Source organism: Leptospira venezuelensis (assembly GCF_002150035.1).
In the GTDB taxonomy this organism is placed as follows: Bacteria; Spirochaetota; Leptospiria; order Leptospirales; family Leptospiraceae; genus Leptospira_B; species Leptospira_B venezuelensis.
The window spans coordinates 1,524,498-1,547,085 of the sequence record NZ_NETS01000010.1 but is presented as its reverse complement, the minus strand read 5'-3'; the positions used below and the strand labels follow the sequence as shown (position 1 = coordinate 1,547,085).

18 protein-coding genes are annotated in these 22,588 nt (G+C 38.5%); 11 read left to right on the top strand and 7 right to left on the bottom strand.

Going from position 1 to position 22,588, the window contains the following annotated elements; genetic code table 11:
* Nucleotides 1-4 precede the first annotated feature (4 nt).
* A complete protein-coding gene (locus tag B1C82_RS14590) occupies nucleotides 5-1,288 on the top strand; it encodes a citrate/2-methylcitrate synthase (RefSeq protein WP_086448234.1) in 1,284 nt (427 codons plus the stop codon).
* Between the two features lie 426 nt (nucleotides 1,289-1,714).
* Here the strand turns inward: B1C82_RS14590 and B1C82_RS14585 are convergent, their stop codons facing one another.
* The gene (locus tag B1C82_RS14585; protein WP_162494912.1) at nucleotides 1,715-2,704 is read right to left on the bottom strand and encodes a cytochrome-c peroxidase; all 990 of its coding nucleotides are present in this window, start codon (nucleotides 2,702-2,704) and stop codon (nucleotides 1,715-1,717) included.
* 102 nt (nucleotides 2,705-2,806) lie between these two features.
* Nucleotides 2,807-4,516, bottom strand: coding sequence for a 7TM-DISM domain-containing protein (locus tag B1C82_RS14580; protein ID WP_086448233.1), 1,710 nt, complete (start codon nucleotides 4,514-4,516; stop codon nucleotides 2,807-2,809).
* Between B1C82_RS14580 and B1C82_RS14575 the strand changes: the two genes are divergently transcribed.
* The gene (locus tag B1C82_RS14575; RefSeq protein WP_086448232.1) at nucleotides 4,515-4,721 is read left to right on the top strand and encodes a hypothetical protein; all 207 of its coding nucleotides are present in this window, start codon (nucleotides 4,515-4,517) and stop codon (nucleotides 4,719-4,721) included. The two genes, B1C82_RS14580 and B1C82_RS14575, sit on opposite strands and share 2 nt — an antisense overlap.
* A 54-nt stretch (nucleotides 4,722-4,775) precedes the next feature.
* Here the strand turns inward: B1C82_RS14575 and B1C82_RS14570 are convergent, their stop codons facing one another.
* Nucleotides 4,776-5,717 carry an MBL fold metallo-hydrolase gene (locus tag B1C82_RS14570; protein ID WP_086448231.1) on the bottom strand — a complete coding sequence of 314 codons (942 nt, stop codon included), beginning with the start codon at nucleotides 5,715-5,717 and terminating at the stop codon, nucleotides 4,776-4,778.
* Nucleotides 5,718-5,764: 47 nt separating this feature from the next.
* Entirely contained in the window at nucleotides 5,765-6,814 is a 1,050-nt protein-coding gene (dusA, locus tag B1C82_RS14565; RefSeq protein ID WP_086448617.1) for a tRNA dihydrouridine(20/20a) synthase DusA, read from the bottom strand.
* Nucleotides 6,815-6,998: 184 nt separating this feature from the next.
* On the opposite strand from dusA, the gene B1C82_RS14555 reads away from it, so the two are divergent.
* From B1C82_RS14555 to B1C82_RS14540, 4 genes are all read left to right on the top strand, one after another.
* A complete protein-coding gene (locus tag B1C82_RS14555; RefSeq protein WP_234008422.1) occupies nucleotides 6,999-7,904 on the top strand; it encodes an LIC10647 family lipoprotein in 906 nt (301 codons plus the stop codon).
* Nucleotides 7,901-9,838: an FAD-dependent 5-carboxymethylaminomethyl-2-thiouridine(34) oxidoreductase MnmC1 gene (mnmC1, locus tag B1C82_RS14550; RefSeq protein ID WP_086448229.1), complete on the top strand. Its 1,938-nt coding sequence runs from the start codon at nucleotides 7,901-7,903 to the stop codon at nucleotides 9,836-9,838. Before B1C82_RS14555 ends, mnmC1 begins: the two co-directional genes overlap by 4 nt.
* Nucleotides 9,839-9,853: 15 nt before the next feature.
* On the top strand, nucleotides 9,854-11,719 hold the full coding sequence (locus B1C82_RS14545; protein ID WP_086448228.1) for a RecQ family ATP-dependent DNA helicase: 1,866 nt from the start codon (nucleotides 9,854-9,856) through the stop codon (nucleotides 11,717-11,719).
* Between the two features lie 106 nt (nucleotides 11,720-11,825).
* Nucleotides 11,826-12,575, top strand: a complete 750-nt coding sequence (locus B1C82_RS14540; RefSeq protein ID WP_086448227.1) for a hypothetical protein — start codon at nucleotides 11,826-11,828, stop codon at nucleotides 12,573-12,575.
* Between the two features lies 1 nt (nucleotide 12,576).
* Here B1C82_RS14540 and dinB read toward each other — a convergent pair whose 3' ends face one another.
* The gene (dinB, locus tag B1C82_RS14535) at nucleotides 12,577-13,680 is read right to left on the bottom strand and encodes a DNA polymerase IV (protein ID WP_086448226.1); all 1,104 of its coding nucleotides are present in this window, start codon (nucleotides 13,678-13,680) and stop codon (nucleotides 12,577-12,579) included.
* A gap of 42 nt (nucleotides 13,681-13,722) precedes the next feature.
* Nucleotides 13,723-14,451, bottom strand: a complete 729-nt coding sequence (locus B1C82_RS14530; protein ID WP_086448225.1) for a ComF family protein — start codon at nucleotides 14,449-14,451, stop codon at nucleotides 13,723-13,725.
* A gap of 189 nt (nucleotides 14,452-14,640) precedes the next feature.
* On the opposite strand from B1C82_RS14530, the gene B1C82_RS14525 reads away from it, so the two are divergent.
* The 4 genes from B1C82_RS14525 to B1C82_RS14510 all read left to right on the top strand — a co-directional run bounded on the left by B1C82_RS14525 (nucleotide 14,641) and on the right by B1C82_RS14510 (nucleotide 20,276).
* On the top strand, nucleotides 14,641-15,945 hold the full coding sequence (locus B1C82_RS14525; protein WP_411550338.1) for an LA_0442/LA_0875 N-terminal domain-containing protein: 1,305 nt from the start codon (nucleotides 14,641-14,643) through the stop codon (nucleotides 15,943-15,945).
* 67 nt (nucleotides 15,946-16,012) lie between these two features.
* Nucleotides 16,013-17,290, top strand: a complete 1,278-nt coding sequence (locus B1C82_RS14520) for an LA_0442/LA_0875 N-terminal domain-containing protein (protein WP_086448224.1) — start codon at nucleotides 16,013-16,015, stop codon at nucleotides 17,288-17,290.
* Between the two features lie 181 nt (nucleotides 17,291-17,471).
* Complete coding sequence (locus B1C82_RS14515; protein ID WP_157894139.1) at nucleotides 17,472-18,791, top strand: hypothetical protein; 1,320 nt, start codon at nucleotides 17,472-17,474, stop codon at nucleotides 18,789-18,791.
* 108 nt (nucleotides 18,792-18,899) lie between these two features.
* Nucleotides 18,900-20,276, top strand: a complete 1,377-nt coding sequence (locus tag B1C82_RS14510) for a hypothetical protein (protein WP_086448222.1) — start codon at nucleotides 18,900-18,902, stop codon at nucleotides 20,274-20,276.
* Nucleotides 20,277-20,289: 13 nt separating this feature from the next.
* Here B1C82_RS14510 and B1C82_RS14505 read toward each other — a convergent pair whose 3' ends face one another.
* On the bottom strand, nucleotides 20,290-20,952 hold the full coding sequence (locus tag B1C82_RS14505; protein WP_086448221.1) for a TetR/AcrR family transcriptional regulator: 663 nt from the start codon (nucleotides 20,950-20,952) through the stop codon (nucleotides 20,290-20,292).
* A 149-nt stretch (nucleotides 20,953-21,101) separates the two neighbouring features.
* Here B1C82_RS14505 and B1C82_RS14500 point away from each other — a divergent pair, with 149 nt between their 5' ends.
* The gene (locus B1C82_RS14500) at nucleotides 21,102-22,568 is read left to right on the top strand and encodes an aspartate aminotransferase family protein (protein ID WP_086448220.1); all 1,467 of its coding nucleotides are present in this window, start codon (nucleotides 21,102-21,104) and stop codon (nucleotides 22,566-22,568) included.
* The last annotated feature ends 20 nt before the right edge of the window (nucleotides 22,569-22,588 follow it).

The window sequence follows — 22,588 nt, the reverse complement described above, 5'->3', positions numbered from 1 at the left end:
CGGTATGAGCGATTTCGTAGAGTTGAAATTCGGAGACCAGGTTCACCGTCTTCCTTTAATCACCGGTACTGACGGGGATAAAGGAATCGATATTAGAGATTTACATACTAAGACGGGACTCACTTCTTACGATCCCGGTTTTTTTAATACAGCATATGCCCAGAGTAAAATTTCCAGAAGGGACGCTCTGACTGGAGATTTACAATACAGAGGATATGATGTCGCAGAATTAGTGCATTATTCCACTTTCGTAGAAACTAGCTACTTGCTGATTTATGGAGATCTTCCTAACGAAAAGCAGCTGAAAGAATTCTCGATGAAACTTTCTAAACATAGTTTGATCCACGAAGATATGATCAATCTATTCGATGGTTTTCCAGGTAGAGCCCACCCACTTGCAGTTCTTTCAGTAATGGTTTCTTCCTTATCTAGTTATTACCAAGACGAATACGAAGAATATCTGGACCGAGGCATCGACCAAGCAGCACGACTTCTCGCGAAGATCAGAACGATTGCTGCTTTTTCTTATAAGAAGATGATCGGCCAACCTTTCGTTTACCCGGTGGATCGTCATCCATACTGTACAAATTTCTTATATATGCTCTTCTCAATTCCTTCGGTTAAATACCAACCTTCCGAAGAGCATGATAGGATCTTAAACCAACTTTGGATCTTATACGCAGATCATGAGCAGAACGTTTCGAACACTACCGTTCAATTGATCGGATCCACTCAAGCAAATATATTCGCATCTGTTTCCTCTGCGATTAACGCACTTTGGGGTTCAAGAGAAGGTGGAAGACAGGTTGCTGCTGTAGAGTTAATCGAAGATATCATCAAATCCAAACTTTCCGTTCCGGAATTTTTCGAAAGGATGAAGAAAGGAGAATATCAACTTCATTCCACTTGTTTTGGTCACGACGCATACAAGGTAAAAAGCAAACGTTCGACTATCGCCCAAAAACTGTTTATAGATTTTTATAAACAGAAAAAGTTAGACCCAATTGCAGAAATAGCTCTCCAGGTAGACGATTTCGTAAGTAAAGACTCTTTCTATCTTGAAAAAAATCTGTATCCAAACCTAGAGTTCTATAGCGCGATCCTATTCCATAGTTTAGGAATTCCTAAAGAACTTTTCACCGCAATGCAGGCGATAGGTAAACTTCCTGGTTGGTTGGCTCACTGGAGAGAACAAAGGATTGGTGTGAACGCTTCTCATAAGGTTCGCCCACGTCAGATCTTTACAGGCGAGACACACAGAAAATACAGACAGATCTTAGAAAGATAAATTTTTTCTAAAAACCTCAGTTGCAATCAAACTGATCGCATATTAAAGTTGCGCAAACGATTGCACTCAGGTTTTGCAAATCACTCGGAACGTTTAACTTTGCACATACTGCTAAGTAAGCGTCTCATATAGCAACCGATAGGCGATTGATCTTATAACTGAAATTTCTTTTGTCAAGCGAGGAGTCGCAGAGAGTGGCTTCAGGGGGAATTTATAAGAAGATAAAAGGACCCATGTAGGAGTTCCAACATTGTATTTAAACTATAATGCCTAAAAAACCCTCTGCACCTCGGTGTGCCAGTAAATCTCTGCGACGACTCTTCTATCTCTGTGTCTCCAAAATACAAAGGCAAAAAAAAACCGTCTCCTTGCGGAGCCGGTCTGAATAGGTTTCAATTCTGTAAGTTCGTTTGATCTGCGATCTAATTAATTAGACCGATTTTTATCCGATAATGCCTTCAGGAAAGATACTATAGAATCAACCTCTTCGGTGGAAAGCTCTTTTCCAAGCTGCAAATATGCCATTTTTTTCACCGCTTCTGGCAGGGTGGCTACCTTTCCATCATGGAAATAAGGGGCGGTTAAGGCTATATTTCTAAGAGACGGAACTTTGAAGAAATACTTTTCAGCATCGTTCTTACTCACTGCAGATCTTCCAACATCGGTTGTGTTTTCGTAAGGATTCACCTGTCCAAGTTTACGGAAGCTATTTCCTCCCAAAAGAGGCCCATTATGGCATTGGATACATCCAGCGCTTAGAAAAGTTTCCAGTCCCTTCTGTTCTTCAGAAGTTAAAGCTCTATGGTTTCCAGCCTGGAACTCGTCAAAACGATCTCTGGTAATCAAGGTTCTTTCGAACGCAGCAATCGCTTCTGCCAAATTGTCATAAGTGATTTTTTTGTCCTGATCTGGGAACGCTTTTGCAAACAAATCCACGTATTCCGCGATTTCAGAGAGTTTTTTCTCTACTGCAGCTTCAGAAGGCATAGCCATTTCCACTGGGTTTAAGATCGGACCTTTTGCCTGAGCCTTTAGGTCAGCTGCTCTTCCGTCCCAGAATTGAACGAAATGGAATCCTGCATTCAGTGATGTAGGAGAATTCCGATCTCCATTCTTTCCGAGCGCGCCTGGAGAGGTAGGAAGATTGTCCACCCCAGCAGCTTTTCCCAAAGTCCCATGGCAGGAACTGCAGGATTGTGAGTCATTGATAGAAAGACGTTTTTCGAAATAGAGTTTTTCGCCTAAAGCAATCCTAGCCGGAGTATCCTTTTCGGACCCTGGCATTTTTTCCGGAAGGATTCCGAAGGAAGTCTTCGCGTCTTGCATGAGCTGTTTTGTTTTCTCGGATGGGCCGCATGCCGAGACCAGGGCCAAAAGTAGACCCATGTAGAGTATTTTTGTATTCTTCATTTTCATCACCACAGATTAGAATGATTCTAATCTTGTGTAGAATCTCGGGAACTGAATTAGATACAACTCTTTTTCAGAAGAATCCGATTTCTCTCCCGAAAAATTCTACTAAGAATGCAATCTGAGTTCGAATTCGAATTTTCCGGGCTCACTGAATAGGAAAAATCTTGCTCCCAACTTCTCCGCCCTCACTTTTAGGTCTGCTTCGAGAAGAGAAGAAGGTTCTTCTTTTGTTTCGCTGATTCCAGTTGCCTGTAACCTGAGTAATATGGAATCCCCTTCTTTTCCCCAGAAAATTTTGGATTCGCCGGACCTTCTCGCTCCAATCTTTACTGCGTCGGAGAAGATCCTTTGTACTTGGAGGCATTCGTCTATTCTCAAAAATTGAGATACCGTTTGGATCTCCGAATGAGAGAATAACGGGTTTTTTAAGACGAACTTTCTCATTTCATCTTCTACCAACTCTTCTTTTCCACCCTGATGATGCATTAAGTCCAGAATATCCCGAACACCGGAGAGAGTTTGGTTGAGTTCGTTTTTGAGTTTAGAAAGAGATTTGTCAGAACTTTCTTTGGATTCCAGCTGATCTATCAGAGAATGAAACCCCTTATCCATAGATTGGTCCACTAAGGTGGCAAACTTTGCTTTTTCTTCTGCGTTTAGTCTGAGCTGTTCATTATACTTAGATTGTAGTTCTGCGAAAGTCTCCGCCTTCTCCAGATCTTTAGTAAATCTTATTGATATAATATAAGAATTGAATGCTATAAATCCTACAAGCGCTGCAGGAAAACTATAAGGGATTAGAAAATATACTTCGTATAATCCCCATATCACATCATTCAACATCGAAACTGCAAGTATGGTCCCGGAAAGAAATACTGTTCTAGCTCTGTCTTCTTTTTGCCACCACGCGTATCCTAATGCCGCCAATAGAACTAAAGTGTAAAATGGAGGAAGATGCATGAAGAAGGAATACAGGTAGATAAGTTCCTCTTCTCCTAATACAAAAACGGAAAGAACGAAAATGAACATCGTGCTCATTAAGATCGCCATCCATCTAGCTCCGAATTGTTTCGGATACATTGTCCTAAGGATCATATATACAGAAGGGACCAAGCATGCTTCACAAAAATATTCCATTCTGATACGCAAATCTAAAGTGAGCTCAGGTATTAGAATATATTGAAGTCCGGACGTTATGAAAGAATAGAAGGCCACTAAAAAGCAAAATAAAGAGAAGAACAATGGCACCAAATCCTTTCGATAGGATGCAAAGAAGATCAAATGGTATAAACCAACTGAAAAAATAATCGCGATTAAAAGTGTTTCCCAGATCGTCTCCTGGATTACTTTAAATTTTAATGCATCTATATCTCCGATCAAGAATGGATTTCTGATCCCACCTTTTAGAAAGTTTCCCCTATAATTCGAAACATTCACGATCAGTTCCGTATCCAAGGAATCCAAGAGATAGATTTGTGCATTAGGATGCGCTAAGAACTCAGTATTGATCCTATCTGTTCCATTAATCCCATTAGCAAAGACCATTCTTTTTCCAAAATATACAGAGTATATCCCGGGTAATCTAGGTATGTAGATGGCAAGATTTTTTTGTTCGGGAGATTTATGGATCTTTAATCTATAAGAACCATGCCCCTGTAGTGTAAATTGAGGAGAATACTCTCTCCAAATTCCTGGGACAGGAAAGTATTGCCCACTATCCACATAACCTGTATTAGGTGAATATAAATTGCCCCAATTAAATTCCCAATCACCTTTCAGTGGGTAAATTTCACCCCAGTGACTGGCCTTACTCATGTCTATATTTCCTTTAAAGAGTATGGGAGCTTTTTCAGAAGTTTTAGTAGAGCAAGAGGCTAAAAAGAAGAAGGCGCAGAGAAGGAATACTAGATTTCTTTTCTTATTCGATCCATCAGAAGTTATGCCCACAAGTATATTCAAAAAATTCGAAACAAGGAAATCAAATGAAAAACTTCACCTAAGCATTACTAGACTATATTAGGCTCTTATCTTTTTATATGATAAGAATCAATCTCTATACTTAAGGGATGAAAAATTATTTCCTATTCTTCCTGCCCCTTTCTATCTTAAATGCAATCCCTTGTGCATTGATTTGTGAATCGAAGCCAATAAATCGTTCCTCTTTTTCACCAAAGGGAAGATGCCGAATACGGATTTGGTTTTCTAAATAAGAACGGACTCTACCTTCACAGAAGGCAACCAAGGATTCTCCTTCCAAACCTGTCTTTTCAGCGGAGATCATAACATTCTTCATAACATTAAGACCTTCTTTCATTTGAGTAGCTCCCGAACGGATATCTTCCCAAACTCCAAAATGTGTGAGATAAGCTTTGTCAGCACCTGTTGCGATTATCTTATCCACTGATAGTATAGCCTCTTCCGGATCAAAATCGGTTGGCGTGGTAGATGGAAATAATAAAGAATCTTTTCCCTTTCTAAACAAAGTATATCCGATCCCGAAAGTATCTCCCGTAAAGATACCATTTGTCAATGAATCATAAATGCAAAAATGATGATTTGCATGTCCTCTTGTATGCAGAAATTTGAATGTTCTTTTCTGCCAGTTCAATTCCTCTCCGTCAGCCATGGTTCGGACCTTATCTTTTGGAACGGGGAGGATCTCACCGTATAACTTGTAGTAATTCTCTTCTCCGTATACTTGGATCGAGCTCTTGATAAGACGAGCAGGATCTATTACATGAGGTGCAGCTTTCGGATGGGCAAGTACGGTTGCATTTGGACAAAGAGAGATTAATTTTCCTGTTCCACCTGCATGATCCAAGTGAACATGAGTGATAATAATATAATCTACTGCTTCAGGAGTAAGACCTTCTTCTTTTAGTGCTTCTAATAGAATAGGGACAGCATAATTCGTATTATTTTCTACGAATATTGCTCTGTCTCCATCCACTATCAGGTAAGCACAGGCAAGTCCAGCTTCCACATATCCGCAATCTATAGTCCGAATCTTATCCAAAAGTTTCTCCGTAAATATTCTGGAATATTTAGACGAGTCATCGCCGATTAAACCACTATACGGCCTACCTCTTGGGTCTCTATTTTCGGATTTCCGAATTTACGATGCAGATATTCGTCAGGGATAGACTGCAAGGCTTCTAAAAGTAACTTAGGACTCGGGTTAGAATACATTTTTTCCGTGAGAACTCTACGATAAGTGCGGGCGCCTCTAATCTCATGAAATGCTCCGAGCAAATGTTTTAAGATACGACTCGGCTTTTCACCTTCTGAAGTTTGAGAAGAAACATATTCCTGCATTGATTCAAAAATCTCTCTAGGACTTAGATTTAAAGGCTTTGCTCCGAAAAATTCTGCATCCACATCTGAGAATAAGAAAGGATTTTCGTAGGCAGCTCTTCCTATCATTACACCATCCACCTTATCTAAATGAGAGTGTATATCTGAGATAGTCCTCACTCCTCCGTTCAATTCTATCACAAGATCCGGAAAACTTTTTTTGATAGCATACACATCTTCATATCGTAACGGAGGAACAGTTCTATTTTGGGCCGGACTTAAACCTTCTAATATTGCAATTCTTGCATGTATTGTGATCCTTCTCGCCCCTGCTGAGCTTACAGACCGCACAAATTCATGCAAATCTTCTAATGTTTCTTTTCCTCGAACGCCAATCCGACATTTCACAGTGACAGGAATTGAAGTTTTAGAATCCATTTCAGAAATACAATCAGCGACCTTATTTGGATCCTTCATTAGACAGGCTCCGAAATTTCCTACTTGAACCTTATCACTTGGACAACCCACATTCAGATTGATCTCTGAATATCCGTATTCTTCTCCGATCTTAGCACATTCCGCAAGTTGAGAAGGATTGTCGCCGCCGAGCTGCAAAGAAAGTGGGGATTCTTCCGGAGAAAAACGTAAAAATCTATGTTTATCACCTCTGAGTATGGCACCAGTTGTTACCATTTCAGTGTAGAATAGTGAATGTTTAGTGATCAGTCTTAAGAAAAAACGAAAATGCCTGTCCGTCCAGTCCATCATTGGGGCAACGGATACGGGGTATAAGATCGGTTGTTTTTTTTCGAAAGACATATACTTCGACATATACGATCCTCGGTTTTCAGCGTGAGCAGTCAAGCCCCATGAAATGGGCTTGGTTTGATTTCTGACCGTTTCATTTTGGTTCTATCGAATGGATTCAAAGAGACTAAATCCGGATTTTTACCGCAAAACTATAATCTCCTGCTTATTTCTAATTCTCTCTTCGTGTAAGAGTATGAGTGGGATTTTGGATTCGATCATTATCAATGCGGGTGCGGAATATACCGCCTTGGATTTTTTTACTCATCCTTCCAATGTTCAAGGAATACCGATCAGTAAGTTTAGCGCCCCTGGTTCAGATACAGATACAAGTGTGGTTAGTAGAGATTCTACAACGACACGAGCATTCTATTCGATTGGATCCGTTCCAAGCAGGATCCCAGGCACTAGAGATATCAAAGGATTTTTTTCTTTCTTAAGCGGACTTGCTTGGTCATTCAATTTAACTTCTCCCAGAACATATAGAGGGAATCTAATTAATTATCCGGATGATGGAAGACGTTATCTCGCATTTGATGAATATGTTTCCAATCAACTATTCCCTCTTCCTCCTCAATTAGGAAGAAATATGGAATATACTTATGAAGATTATCAAATGTATTTCACACTATATTTAGGTTATTACGAAGGGAAAAATGTAAACTTTGGAGTCGGCCCAATATACGGCCTGGCAGTCTACAGAATGGACATCATAGAAAGAGAACAAAGAATATCTAGCGTCAAGAACCAACTACAAGAATTAAAAGGACTCCGTCTATTATTAGAATATAATATAGGTCAATACTTTCCCGATACTATCCTTTATAATGCATATCTGTTTTTAGAAATTACAAGTTTCGGAGACTTGGACGGGAAAGGATTGAATATCAAAAATCAGGTCGCAACTGCAAATGGCCTTCCTGCTCCTTCCCTTTATATGAACATGACTACTTACAGGATGGGCGTTAGAAAAGAGATACAACTCTCAAAGGAACCTCATAAAAAAGAAGAAGGTCCAGCATATCCCCCTCTTAAAAACCTGCCTTCTGCAGGTCTTCCTCCTAAAGAAGATACTAATCCCGATGCGGAAAATCCGGGATGATCAACTGGAAAGAAAACGGCACCCCTGTTTCCCGAGAATTTAACGATATATATTTCTCTCCTGAAAACGGATTAGAAGAAACCAAACATGTCTTCTTAAAAGGAAACAAATTAGAAGAAAGATTATCTTCTCCCGAAACTCAAAATTCATTCTCGATTTTAGAATTGGGATTTGGAACTGGCTTAAATTTTTTCGCAGCTTGGCAGCTTTGGAGAATTTGTAAAAACAAATCTAATGCCCGAGTTCTCAGATTCACTTCCTTCGAAAAATATCCATTAGAAACTGATGATATTCGTAAGGCGATTTCTGCGTTTCCCGAACTAAATGAATTGTTGGAATTATTTTTAGAAAAATATATATTACTTATCCCTGGGTGTAATACGTTCTTATTCGAAAAAGAAAATCTGGTTTTGGATCTTTGGATAGGAGATGCGATCCAATGTCTTCCAGAAACATCCGGAAAATTTGATACATTCTTCTTAGATGGATTTGCTCCGTCTAAAAATCCGGAACTCTGGGGAGAAAATATTTCTCTTCAACTCAAAAGACTTTCCAATAAAAATGCAAGTTTTGCCACATTCACTGTGGCACGATCTGTAAAAGATTGCTTAAGCAACGCAGGCTTCTCTCTAACTAAAATTCCAGGTTATGGAAGAAAAAGAGAAATGCTTGTTGGGGTATACCAGTCCGAACCAGAACCGGATTTAAATCCAATCCCATTTTTAAGAAGAAAAGATTCTGACAAAACTCCAAAGAAAGTATCTGTGTTAGGAGCTGGACTTGCAGGGGCAAGTATTGCCAGAGCTTTAGCCTGGAGAGGAATACAAGTAGAAGTTTGGGATGAACATAACGCGTTACGCGCATCTTCTGTCCCAATGGCAGTCTCTCATCCACATATTACCAAAGGAGAAACTCCTACCAGTTTATGGACTCTACGTTGTCTTGGGAATTCTGTTCGTCGCTACTCCGATCTTTTGCCAAAGGATTCTTACCAAATCTCTGGCACATTACAACTTTCAGGGGAAGATCTTCCTTGGGCTCGATTGGAAGAAGGAATTAAGGCTCATCTTTTATCTAAAGAATTGGCAGAATTAAAACCAGAACTCGGAGATAAATTTCCAGGAGATACAAAAGGTATATTTTATCCTTCCGGCTTCTGGACCGACACTCCAGTCTTAACGGAAAAACTTTTAAATCATCCTAATATCTATCTCAAGCATGGAAAAATAAACTCGATCTCTTTCGAAGTCGAAGAATGGACATTATCCTCAGAGAAAAATGAGACTTTAAGTAAAACAGAAGTTCTGATCTTAGCAAATTCTTTTGGAATAGAAAGTTTACTACAAAATTTATGGGATGAATCTCCCTTCTCTCTCAGATCCGTAAGAGGGCAATTGGAAATATTAGAAGATTCGAATATAGAATCCGAAAAAGATCCGATTTATGTAGGAGAAAAATATCTGACTCCTTCTAAAAAGGGGATCAGAGTAAACGGCTCTACATTTGATGAATTTGATTTAGATCCAAATCCGAGAGCCAAGGATAGAGAAGAAATTTTAGAATATTCTCAAAAAACGTATTTGGGCATAGATTGGGAACAAATCAAAGTTCGCTCCGATTTTGTTGGGATCAGGTCCCAAACGCCAGATCGATTCCCAATTATTGGCCCGGTCCACTCTCCGGAGCCTTTTCGAAAAATATACTCGGGTATGAGTCTGCCAAAAAATCGAAAGAAAGAATTCCCTTTTTTAGAACCGCAAAAAAACCTGTTTGTGTTCGGCGGTTTAGGGTCCAGGGGAGTTTTGACTTCCCTATTGGGAGGGGAAATTTTGGCGGAGATTCTTTTAAACGAACCTTTATCTATCGAAAATAGCTTGTACTCTTCTCTGCATCCATCAAGATTTCTTTACCGCAAGATCCGAAATCAAGAATAAGGAAGAAGTTTCAACTTGTCTGCTAACACTGGAACAGCCTCCTCTTCGATAGAGGATTGGAAAAAGATCCTACATACCCATTTCGGTTTTTCTCAATTTAGACAAGGCCAATGGGAAGCAGTACAGGCCTTATTGGGAAAAAAGGACGTGCTCGCAATTCTTCCTACAGGCGGGGGGAAATCTCTCATCTACCAATTGCCCTCCTTTGCAGAGGCAAGTTCTCTTACGATTGTAATCTCTCCTTTAATTGCTTTAATGAAAGACCAAGTGGACGGTTTAAAAGCGAGAGGTATCCAAGCTGCTTATTGTAATTCTACACAAGATGATCTGGAACAAGTTAGAGTATTATCTTCAGCTGCAACTGGCAAGATTAGAATATTATATATTTCTCCTGAACGAGCAGTCTCTCGTTCTTTCTTAAATCTTCTTCCTAAACTGCCAGTTAGTTTGATGGCAGTAGACGAGGCCCATTGTGTTTCTCAATGGGGTCATGATTTTCGGCCCGAATACAGAAAACTACATACATTACGTTCTTACTTAAAGGAAGGAACTCCTTGGGTAGCTCTTACTGCAACGGCGACAGATAGGGTCAAAAAAGATATCTCGGATAGTTTAGGATTAAAACTCCCTTTACACGTGCAAGGAACATATGCCAGAGAAAATTTAAAATTTTCGGTAGTGTATCCAGACTCCGAAAGAGAAAAAGAAAGTTTACTTTTGGAAATATTAGAAAAGGGTAATTTTCAAAAATCGATCTCAGGAAAAGTAATAATCTATTGCTCTACTCGCGCAAAAGTGGACGAAATTTACGAACTTCTCCGCAAATCAGGATACAAAGTAGGAAAATATCATGCTGGAAGAACGGATTCCAGCAGAGAAAAAGCCCAAGAAGGATATTCATCCGGAAAAACGAATATACTCGTAGCGACAAACGCATTCGGAATGGGATTGGATAGCCCGAACGTGAGATTGGTCCTTCATTATCAGGTACCTTCTTCTTTAGAAAGTTATTACCAAGAAGCCGGGAGAGCTGGGAGGGACGGAAAAAATTCGGATTGCATATTATTCTTTTTACCCGGCGATTTAAGTGTTCAAAGTTTTCTTTTATCAAAAGAAGCGAATTATAAGGGAGGAGAAACCCTACTCTCTCACGTAAAATCATATGTAAGTTCTCCTGAATGCAGACAAAAAATCTTATGCGATTATTTTGGAGAAGAAATTTCCAGCTGTGGATCCTGTGATACTTGTACAGATTCAGCTTCCTCTCACTCTGCAAGGCTTGCTTATACTGAAAGAGAAAGATTAAAAGCAGAGAAGAAAAAGGAAAAAGAATCTCATATTTTCGAGTCTGATGAGATCAAATCGATAGAAGGTTTGATCTCAGAATATCCTGCAAAATTCGGAAAAAAGATCATAGCAGGCACATTAAGAGGAGCAAAATCCAAGGACATACTTCGCAGAAGATTGGACAAGTCACAATATTATTCTTCTTTAAAGCATATTCCCGAAGAATCGATCTTCAAACTTCTGGAAGATTGGCAGAAGACCAAAAAACTTTCGGTTAAAGGGGATAAATATCCTAAAATTTATCTAACTGCATTCGGAAAACCTAAACCATCTTTCGATGATCCAGACAAACTTCGCAAAAAAGTCCCACTCAGCGGGGACAAACTAATTCTAAATGAACTCAAAAACTTCAGAGACAGGATTGCAAGGCGTAACAAATGGAAGAAGTTTATGGTAATCCAAAATCCTGTACTTTCTAGAATTGTTTCCCAAAAACCAGAAACCCTGGACGACCTAATGGCGATCAAAGGAATGGGGGAAGCCAAAGTTAGGCAATATGGGAAAGAAATTTTAGCTATTTTAGAGAAGTTTTAATCTTCTCCGCTTTTCTTTCCTTAAAATCACCTTGCCTACTTATTAAAGATTTCCTAATCTGACCAGCCAATCCTTTTCAGCTGATTTTATACATTAGGAAAACAATATGTTTCTGATCCGCCTTATTTTTCCCTATTTCAAGGTTTCGAAAGCCAAAGCATTAAACGAAGTAAATGTTTGGCTGCAAAGTAAAGAAACGAAAGATTCTCTTCCCGCTACAGATTATATTCCATTTATGGATAACCTAGCATTTCAACAATACAAGGACAGGATTTCCAAGAAGATGGGAATCCCCGAATCCGAATTGGAAGTGTATAGATCTACTGAAAGAACTAAACTTATATATAGACCGTTTTTTATCGTATTTATCTTGGGAATGTTGTATTTGGGGATTAATCTATTCTTAGAGATCCAACCTTATTTAGGAAAATCTCGATTGGAAAAACCTTTTATAGAAAACCTTCTGCCTTCCGGAAAAAAAGAATTAGTGGAAATGGACGGATCTTTTTGCAGATACATGATCAATAATGCTTCCGAGATTGCAGAAGATTATTTTTATATAGGTTGGTATCTATTCAGCATCGGCTCAATTTGCACGTTCTTAGGTTCTATTATGGACTCTAAACATCATGGGATCCTAAAAATTGCATTACCTTTTGTGGGATTATTTATCCTGAGCATAGCATGGAAGATATTCGATAATTCTAAATTAGCAGGACTTGCTGCCGGAAGATCTATGCTTCATTATAATGAAGAAAAAGATTCAGACAAAAAATGCCGGCAAGAATGGGCAAATCTGAGACAGGGTATTGCAAACTTAGTCCCTTCTGGGATAGACGGAGACACATCGAAATAGTTTAGAACAAAGAAGGGAATAGATACTCTTGATCTTCATTTTTGGCTTGTGAATTTTTAGAAGAACTTTCCGGATGAGAAAGACTTAAACCCAATAAGCGGATAGGAAAAATAGCTTTACCGGATTCTAATATAAATTCTTCCAAAAGTTTAGATCCGATCCGATAGAGTTCATTTTTGTCTATATAGGAATAATCTTCCGTAATACTTCTGGTCTTTTGGGTGAAGTCTGAAAATTTCACTTTTAAAGTGATTGTTTTTCCAGGAAAAGATTTTTGTAAAAGCCTTCTTTCTAATTCTTCTGCAATATCCGAAAGTTCTCTGAATATCTCGGAGCTATTTTCTAAGTCCTTAGCGAATGTAGACTCGGCACCTAAGGATTTTCTTTCTCGAAAAGGTTCTACCGGTCTATCGTCCAAACCTCTGCATACAGCGTAGAACCAGCGCCCTGATTTACCAAAATTTTGATCTAACATCTCCAGACTTTTTTCTTTTAGATCTTTTCCTTTTTTGATCCCAAGTGCATGCATTTTTTTTAATGTAACTTTTCCAATTCCCGGAAATACGGAAACATCAAGGGAATCTATAAATTTTTCAATTTGTTCCGGACGGACAATTGTCATTCCGTCCGGCTTATTTTGGTCTGTAGCAATTTTGGCTAAAAATTTATTGATGGAGACTCCGGCGGACGCGGTTAACTGTGTTTCTTCGAGAATTTTCTCTCTGATCTCTTTTGCCACCTGACTAGCATACGGAATATTTTTCTTATTTTGAGTGACGTCTAAAAATGCCTCGTCTAAAGAAAGCATTTCCACTAGATCAGTGTACTCTAAAAAAATCTGCCGAATCTTAGAAGATACTTTTTTGTATGCTTCAAAACGAGGAGTTACAAAAATCCCCGAAGGACAAAGTCTCGCCGCTTGAGAACAAGACATTGCGGATCGAACTCCGAATTTCCTAGCCTCATAACTTGCAGCACATACTACTCCCCTGGAATCCGGAGGACCTCCAACAATGATTGGCTTACCTCTATAACTCGGATTATCCCTTTGTTCTACAGAAGCATAAAACGCGTCCATATCCACATGTAGAATTTTTCGAATCATCTTCTCGCATCTATACTAAACGGATATATAGATTAGTCAAGTTTAATCCGAGACCCTAAGATAGGTTAAAACGTAAACCGACTTTGTACCATTCTTCTTCAGAATTCTACTCGCCTCGTTCACACTCGCACCAGTCGTAAATACATCGTCCAACAATAATATTTTGGATGGGCAACGATCCTTCCAAGTCGGTCCGATCTCCCAAGCAGAATGAGCATGGAAAAATCTTTCTGAAAAACTTTTGCCCGCCTGTCTTTCTGAGCTTATCTTAATTAATGGATCTATTAAAGGTATTTTTAATATTCTTTTTGTTTCTTCATACAACCTGCTACTCGGAGAGAACGGCCTAAGATTCGAATTAACAATTTTCCTTTTAGAATAACTTGGAAGTAGGATACAAGCATCTATATCCAAGTTATTCAACTCCCTTAAAGTTTTTCGGATTCCCAAAGAAAGAAAAATAGAAACAGGATACTCATTATTTGATTTCAGTTTATTTAATAATTCTCCTGAAAGATCCGTTCGATCTCTAAGACCGAACATTTTGGTAAAGAATACATTTCTGGAATCGCAAAACTCACAAACTGTAAGAGGGGTCCGTAATGGAGAAGAACATACATCACATCTGTGCGATACCTTAGAACTGCGAGTTGCATAAGCGCATCTTTTGCAGAGGCCAACTTTTAAAGAAAAGAAGTCCTCTCTCCCGCAAATCCCACAAAACAAAGGAAAGAAAAAATCCAGTAGCCTAAGAAAGATTAATGAGCCCATAAAATAAACAGGTGTTAAATAGCTCTTGTCGCGCGTATTTTTTCCCGTTTAGGGTAATCTTAAAGATCTAGCCGGTCAGCAAAAAACCACCTCCATCCAAAAAGACTAACAAACTGGAACATCTTTTATTTAAACATATTTAATAATTTATTGCCTCTCCAAGATACATACGTTCTAATATCCCACGTTATGGGAAGTTCCAACATAAGAATCTGCTTATTAATCCTTTTATTATCTTCCCCCGTAGTTGAACTATTTGCAGAATTGCAAACAATCTACATGAGGAACGGACAAATCTTGCGCGGAGAAGTCGTTCAACAAACTGCAACCACAATGCAGATCAAAATGGAAGATGGAAAGATCAAACAACTCAATAAGAAAGAGATCCAAAGAGTTAGCTACAAAGAGCCTACTATTCAAGAAAAGAAAGAGTCCGAAGAGCGATTAAAACAGCAAACTACAGTTGTGGAAGAACCGCCTCCTCCAACGCCAGAACCAGCTAAAAAGTCCGAACCAGAAGCAGACAAGTCTGCAAGTCCTTATACAATCGATCAAACTAAAAGAAAGGACATAGAGTTATTCTTCGGAGCAGGACTTGGAACTTACCGGCCGCCTACAGAATCCTATTTGAATGAAGCCTCGGTAAAAGCCAATTTACTAACTGGACAGCTTCCACCTGACCATGATACTCCTAGTTATAAAAGAGGATTAGCATATAGTATGGGTGCCACATACTATTGGAAAAAGTTCGCATTTGGTCTGAGCGGAAATCATTTCAGTGGCCAAACTTCTGACAGAGTAAAGGTATACTCTAACTCTGGAAGCCTGCAAGAGATCGCTGGAACATTTCCGGAAAAACAAAGCTCCTTAAAAGCCGATATCTCATTTTTAGTGTACAGTAATCAAAGGTTCGATCTAAGACCTAGCTTTGGTTATTCTCAGTTTTGGGGGAAGACGGACGACAATAATACAATTTCGACCGGATATAACGGAAATGATCTGACTTCCTTCTTTAAATACCATTATTACTTTCTGGAAAAGTTAAAAGGACCTTCTGTCGGATTAAAAACCACAATCAGACAAGGAGAGCGATGGGAGCATAGAATAGAGCTACATTATCTAATTCTTTCCGGTGCTCAATACGGAAATGGAAGTTTGACAATGCTTAACACTCCTAATTTTTTCGATTATGGAGTAATTCAGAGCAATATACTATGGGATGCGAAAGGATTCAATTTTTCTTATAAACTATTCTATAAATGGACAACCACTCTTTCTTTTTGGGTAGGAGTCCAAGCTTTCGAATGGAAATATTCTATAAAATCATTTGATCAATCTTTCAATGGGTTAGCCAATATAGACAACCCCAGCCCGGCAGCAGAATTGGTTGCTATAGATTTTCTATTAACTTCCACAGCAAAAATGACACCGGCCACGAGCAAGGCTTCGTCATTAGAATTCGGAGTTATGAAAAGATTTGAATTCTCTCAGTAATTGAAGTTAATTTACAAATCGAAATTAAGAACGTTAAATTATTGCAACCTACAAGAATACGTCGCAGATGAAATTGATTCTATTTCGGTTCCTTCTACCTTTCGCTTTCTTGCTAATACCTGTCGTCGCCTTGTTTGCGGAAACGAAAACCATCTATCTAAAGAATGGCCAAATCATCCGTGCAGAAATATTACAACAGACCGCGACTAACATGACGATCAAAACTGTAGAGGGAAAAACGATACAGTTAAACAAATCTGAAATCAATACGGTTAGTTTCAATGAACCTGTAAAACTTCCTCAAGAAGAGAAAAAACCCGCGCAAGTAGATCAATCCCCTGCCCTACCAACTGCAGAACCTATAAAACCTATTATTAATTTTCATATAGATCAGTTAAAGAGAAATGACTTAGAGATTTATTTTGGTTTAGGAGCGGGAAGATATTCTCCAGAGACGCAAGGACTTCCAGTGCAAATCCAAAACAAACTTGGATTAGCCTCCGGGATTCTACCTACAATAATTGATAGTCCAAAACATTCTCCAGAATTATCCCAAACTTATGGAGGAATCTATACTTGGAAAAGATGGTCCGGAGGGATTACTGGGTCATATCTTGGAAATAGAAGTACATATGATAGTCATTCTTACGCAAGCGGGATGATACAAAGCACCGGAAGTTTTCCTGAAAGACAGAGTTCTTTGAAAAACGAATTATCCTTTCTTGCATTTACAAACGAAAGATTCGATCTAAGACCTACGATCGGATACCAATATTTCTGGGGACAATCACACGATACAAATTTATCCACATCCTATTATATCGAAACTGGATTATATTTATATTCGCAAGGTGTAATGAAGTTTGATGAAACACTCAAAGGTCATACTATCGGATTAAAAGCAACGATACGAATGGGAGAAAGATGGGAAAATAGATTAGAATATCATAATCTAACTCTTTCAGGACACCAAAACGGAAGTATCCTTTCTTCTCTCGCTCCAACAAACTTATCTCAGGTTGCATTCATTAAACAGGGTCAGAATATATCTTGGGATGCGACTGGTTTCCAATTTCTATATCGTTTGGTTTATAGAATTACTCCAACTCTTTCGATCTACGCGGGGTTTCAGTTTTACGAATGGAAATATAGTTTGAATTCCTATTTCCAAACAACTTTCTCATCCAAAGACGGATTAATTGGGGTAGACTTAAGCAATCCAAGTGCTTATCTATTACAACAAAAGTTAATGGAAGCAATAGGCAAAACAATCAATTCCGAAAGTAGATCGGCAATTTTGGAATTTGGGGTGATGAAGAGGTTTGAGTTTATCTCGAAGAATTAGCCACCGGCCATATAAAATTACCGTTTAACGGTCAATCTCTCTTATTCTCCTTATAAATATTAGTTGTTCTATATGCTCCTAACAAAAAGTTTCCCATATGCATGTTCTCAGAAAGGTACTATTAGCCGTTGTGCTGTCTTTCCCTTTCTATATAATACCGAACGAAGAAAAGAAAATTCTTTTGAAAAACGGCATATCTATCCAAGGAACTATCATAGAAGAAACGGATATCTACATTAGGATAAAAACGAAGGGAGGAGTGGAAGGAAAATTAGAAAAACGTTTTATTGAGAATATTTTCGGTGAAGCTCCGAATTTTCCGAAAGAAACAAGATCAGTTTCTAATGAAGCGCAAGAAACGGATCCTATTTTGGAATCCAATCAAAGAAAAGAAGAAGTAAACCAAAAACCTCAGCCTGAAGAACTCCCTCCATTTACAGAAATTCCTTCCAAAGAACCGAACTCGAAAATTGAGTCTTTTGAAACACCACCAGAGAACGATAAAGCAAAAACGAAATCAATCGAATACGCATCGGAAATAAAAGATCATAAATTAGAAATTTATGGAGGGATTGGGTCCGGCGGATATCAATCACCCGGTTTAAAATTCTCCGATCGATACCAAGATATCGAAGTCGGCATTACTGACCAAACGGTAAGTTCACCGATTCATAATAGCAGCAAAGAAAACCTGTCAAACAGCTTCGGCTTAAACTATTATTGGAAAAAAATATCTGTTTCTTTGGAATATCATCAATACAGAGGTAAAACCAATCACAAAAACCTAGGATATTTTCAGGATTTAACAAGCGGGGCCCCAGTCCCATTCTCTTCTCTAAGTGAACTTCCCGAAAATCAAAACATCAGCAAGGGGGATTTAGCTTATTTAATATATTCTAATTCTATAATAAAAATCCGCCCATTAGTCGGATTACTTCAATCCTATGGAAGCATAAACGATGATAATACATTATTTGCGGTCTATAATTATGGAACCTCCAGACTGCCTTATAGCGGGTTCCACGACGGAAATATTTCCGAAGCTTTGCAAGGATGGATAACTGGTTTAAAATTATCGTTCCCGATCACTGACCATTGGGAGATAAGATTAGAATCTTATTATCTTTCCTTAAGCGGGAATCGAAGTTACAACGCAATTATCCCCGCCGCTGCATATCCAATCGATCTTGTTACTCCTGGAGAGCCGACAATTTTAATATCCGCTATCATTGAAAAGGTTAAATGGAGAGCGAAGGGACAAAATTACGATGTTAAAATTTTTTACCATTTTAATAATGGCCTCTCCATTTGGCTCGGAACGAATTCAATTGAATGGCAATATAAGTTGGATTATTTAGCAAATTTTTCGGTCAATCGAGAATTAACTGCAGCTGCAGAGATCAATAGACAAGGTTTAGTAAATCTAATCGCGAAATCCGATATTCCTTCTTCCAGATCTCAATCAGTTGAAATAGGTTTGATGAAACGGTTCGAGTTTTGAACAAATAATTAACATCTAGAATATTTAAATCCGGCTCATAATGAAAGTCTATCTTACTTCTATGTAAATATTGATTGTTCTATAAGCCCTTGGCAAAAATTTTTCCATATGCATATTTTCAGGGGTATATTATTAACCATTGCGATATCATTTCCCTTTTATATTTCACCTAGTGAAGAAAAAAAGATCCAGCTTAAGAACGGCACGACCATACACGGAAAAATCATCGAAGAAACGGAAAGTTATATAAAAATTAAAACAAAAGGAGGAGTAGAAGGTAAATTAGAAAAACGTTTTATTGAAAATTTGAATGATGTAAAATCTTTTCCAAAGATAGGTAGTTCTATGATTCCCGACAACATTAAGGCATTGGAAGAAACTTTCGAACTCCCCAGTAACCCGAATACAGAAAATAATCCTCCCGATTTTCCTTCCCATAAAGATAAGATCCTATCCTTATCTCCAAATTACTCAGAACAGGAATTTAAAACCGAACTCCCTAAACCGCAGGAGAATTTAGTTATAAACGAAAGTAAGAATGAACAATCCAATCAAAAACTGGAATTTCTATTGGGTGCGGGATGGGGAAAATATGCTTTGCCTGGAGAGGAATATACTCATCGTTATCAAAATTCAGATGCGTTTCGGAATTTCGGAAGCTTGGGATCTTCAAATCCCCCAAAACAAAAAGGAGATTATTTCTATAGTCTCACGATTAATTATTATTGGAAAAAATTAGGCATTTCTCTAACTAGAAATAGTTTTAATGAACAAACATACCAAACAAGCGCACTTTTTGCCGATAATATACCTTCCGGAGAATACTCTTATATAACTTCCGGATCTTATCCAAGCCGACAAAACATTACTAAAGCCGATATTTCCTATCCAATATATTCTAATTCCTCAATCGAGTTTCGATTGTTAGCAGGACAATTAGAATCTTCCAGTACGAGTGAAGACCATACATCTAAGGTTCTATTTTTTCAATCAGATTCGATATCTTACGGGAAGCGTAATGTTGAAATTAAAGAAAATTTGAAAGGTGAAATTTTTGGAACGAAATTGAATATTTTATTCGGAAGGCTTTGGGAGACAAGAATAGAAACTTATGCGCTTTCTCTGAAAGGAGATAGGAATTATTCTGAACTTTCATATCAACCGTTAGTTTCAAGCACTGGCCCTATTCCATTCGGAGGCATACTGAATATGTATGACGAAATGAAATGGAAAGCTTATGGATTCCATTTCGGATTAAAACTTTTCTATCATTTTTCAAATGGACTTTCATTATGGATCGGTATAAACCTTTTCGAATGGAAATACAAACTAAGCTCTATGTTAGCAAAGTCGAGTCCAATTAAGTCTAATTGGCCAAATGACTTAGAAAGGCAGATTATCTTTAATATAATTGCTAGTCAGAATATTCCGATTTCAAAATCTCAATCGATTGAACTTGGCTTAATGAAAAAGTTCGATTTTTGAATAGATCCTGGATCTACTTCTTCTCTAACGCTCTCCTGATAAAAGACATCATTCCTTTTACAACCTTCTCATCGTTATCAAAGTCTTTCCCTAAATAAACTTTCATTCTTTCACGATAGTACTCCGTTGCGTAAGAAAATTGGAGTATCATAAAAAGATTATCAATGCAGAAGGCGAAAATTTTTTCGTCTACATCTTTGCCGACAGATCCCGATTTCTTAGCCTCCGCCAATAAGGAAGTATATACTTTTGCAGAAACACTTTCCATATCGGAGGAAAGTCCTCGGATCAATTCCGAATTTCCTTCCGCAGTGATCTCATTGTATAAACGAATGATATCTCTATTTTCTCTGGAATGTTTTTGGATAATTCTTAATATTCTTTCAATCTTACCGAAAAGATCACTTTCTTCGCTTAAGACTTCTTCAAGAGTTTTTTCTAATTGGTGGATCCCATAGCCAACAGCAGTTAGAAAAAAATCTTCTTTTGTATCAAAGTATTTATATAAGGACCCGACGCTGATGCCGGCCTTCTTCGCAATAATATTCGTATTCGCATTATTGAAACCTCGGTTTGCAAATTCTGCGATTGCCACGGAAAGTATCCTGGTCCTTTTTTCTTCCGGGATCTTATCGAAAGTATCTCTATTGTATTTTGAAGTGGAAAATTCGGCCACAGTACTTCCCTATATTTACTACCTGAGCGGTTCCTAAGCTCCGGAATACGGAAAATTTTCCCGGGAGCTTCTTTTCTGTATTTTCTAGTTGACAGTGAGTGAGTATTCACTCACTGTCAACCTATATTCCGTAAAAAAAGGAAAAAGATATGTCCACCGGCTTCGCAATTTCTCAATACCCTGACGTAAAAGGGGTTTATAAACAACTTCATGACCTGATTCGCCAGCCAATTCGCTCCATTAAGAAGAATGAAATGGAGAAATACCTTCAGGAATATTTTGAGAAGAAATGCTCTAAATCCAAGACAATGATTGCGGAAGCATCCGAATATATTCCAGGCGGAGTACAGCATAATCTCGCATTCAATTATCCGTTCCCTCTTGTTTTCACTAAGGCATCTGGAGCTCATTTATTTGACCTAGATGGGAACAAATACATAGATTTCCTACAAGCAGGAGGTCCTACAGTTTTGGGAAGTAACCCTCTTAGTATTCGTAAGAAGGTTGTTAAACTTCTGGAAACCACAGGACCAGTGACTGGTTTATTCCATGAGTATGAGTTAAGACTTGCGGAGAAGATTGTAGAACATATGCCTTCGGTGCAAATGTTCCGTATGTTAGGATCCGGAACAGAAGCTTGTATGGCTTCTATCCGCGTCGCAAGACTTGCTACTAAAAAGAAAAATATAGTAAAGATGGGCGGAGCTTATCACGGTTGGAGTGATCAACTTGCTTATGGGCTTCGTCTTCCAGGCACAAGACATTTCGAATCTCACGGAATTCCTAAACATGTTTTCAAATATACTCAAGAATTCTATCCGAATGATCTAAACGCATTAGAAAAAACCTTAAAAGGAAACCGTTGGAGAGGCGGTACTGCTGCAGTTATCCTAGAACCGATTGGACCAGAAAGTGGAACTCGCCCTATCGATATGGACTTCAATAAAGGAGTCAGAGAGCTTTGCGACAAATACGGAGCATTATTAATTTTTGATGAAGTTGTTACTGCATTCCGTATTGGATTGAGCGGCGCTCAAGGTTATTATGGAGTTACTCCTGATCTAACTGTATTCGGTAAAGTGGTTGCAGGTGGTTATCCTTCTGCTGGTGGATTGGGTGGTAAGAAAGAATACATGAAGTATCTTTCTGCGGGACTCCAAACAGGTGTAAAAAAGGCCCTGATCGGTGGAACTATGGCAGCAAACCCTCTTAGCTCTGCTGCAGGATATTATACTCTTCTTGAGATCGAAAAACAAAAAGCCTGCGAAAAAGCGGGAAGAGCAGGAGATAGGATCACTGCTGGTTTACAAAAATTAATTAAGAAGTATAATCTACCTTTCGTGGCATTCAACCAAGGATCTATCTGCCATTTGGAAACAGTTGGGACTATGCTTTTAGAGATCGATATCAAAAAATTCTGGAAGATCAAGTCTACAATTCACGAAGCTCATACTCGCAAAAAAGCGATGGAAGAAATGGGCGCGGCTTACATGGCAGAAGGTATCGTTACCTTAGCAGGAAGTCGCTTGTATACAAGTGCTGCGGATACTGATGCAGTAATAGATGACGCATTAAAAAGATTCGAAAGAGTTTTCCAAAAAGTCGAAGGTGTATAATCCTTTAGGTCTGCTGAATA

Bases quoted from the DNA above. Each gene is read 5' to 3' on its own strand.
- B1C82_RS14590 (WP_086448234.1), top strand. From the start codon at position 5: ATGAGCGATTTCGTAGAGTTGAAATTCGGAGACCAGGTTCACCGTCTT.
- B1C82_RS14585 (WP_162494912.1), bottom strand. From the start codon at position 2,704: ATGAAAATGAAGAATACAAAAATACTCTACATGGGTCTACTTTTGGCC.
- B1C82_RS14575 (WP_086448232.1), top strand. From the start codon at position 4,515: ATGTCTATATTTCCTTTAAAGAGTATGGGAGCTTTTTCAGAAGTTTTA.
- B1C82_RS14580 (WP_086448233.1), bottom strand. From the start codon at position 4,516: ATGAGTAAGGCCAGTCACTGGGGTGAAATTTACCCACTGAAAGGTGAT.
- dusA (WP_086448617.1), bottom strand. From the start codon at position 6,814: ATGTCTTTCGAAAAAAAACAACCGATCTTATACCCCGTATCCGTTGCC.
- B1C82_RS14555 (WP_234008422.1), top strand. From the start codon at position 6,999: ATGAGTGGGATTTTGGATTCGATCATTATCAATGCGGGTGCGGAATAT.
- mnmC1 (WP_086448229.1), top strand. From the start codon at position 7,901: ATGATCAACTGGAAAGAAAACGGCACCCCTGTTTCCCGAGAATTTAAC.
- B1C82_RS14540 (WP_086448227.1), top strand. From the start codon at position 11,826: ATGTTTCTGATCCGCCTTATTTTTCCCTATTTCAAGGTTTCGAAAGCC.
- dinB (WP_086448226.1), bottom strand. From the start codon at position 13,680: ATGATTCGAAAAATTCTACATGTGGATATGGACGCGTTTTATGCTTCT.
- B1C82_RS14530 (WP_086448225.1), bottom strand. From the start codon at position 14,451: ATGGGCTCATTAATCTTTCTTAGGCTACTGGATTTTTTCTTTCCTTTG.
- B1C82_RS14525 (WP_411550338.1), top strand. From the start codon at position 14,641: ATGGGAAGTTCCAACATAAGAATCTGCTTATTAATCCTTTTATTATCT.
- B1C82_RS14520 (WP_086448224.1), top strand. From the start codon at position 16,013: ATGAAATTGATTCTATTTCGGTTCCTTCTACCTTTCGCTTTCTTGCTA.
- B1C82_RS14510 (WP_086448222.1), top strand. From the start codon at position 18,900: ATGCATATTTTCAGGGGTATATTATTAACCATTGCGATATCATTTCCC.
- B1C82_RS14500 (WP_086448220.1), top strand. From the start codon at position 21,102: ATGTCCACCGGCTTCGCAATTTCTCAATACCCTGACGTAAAAGGGGTT.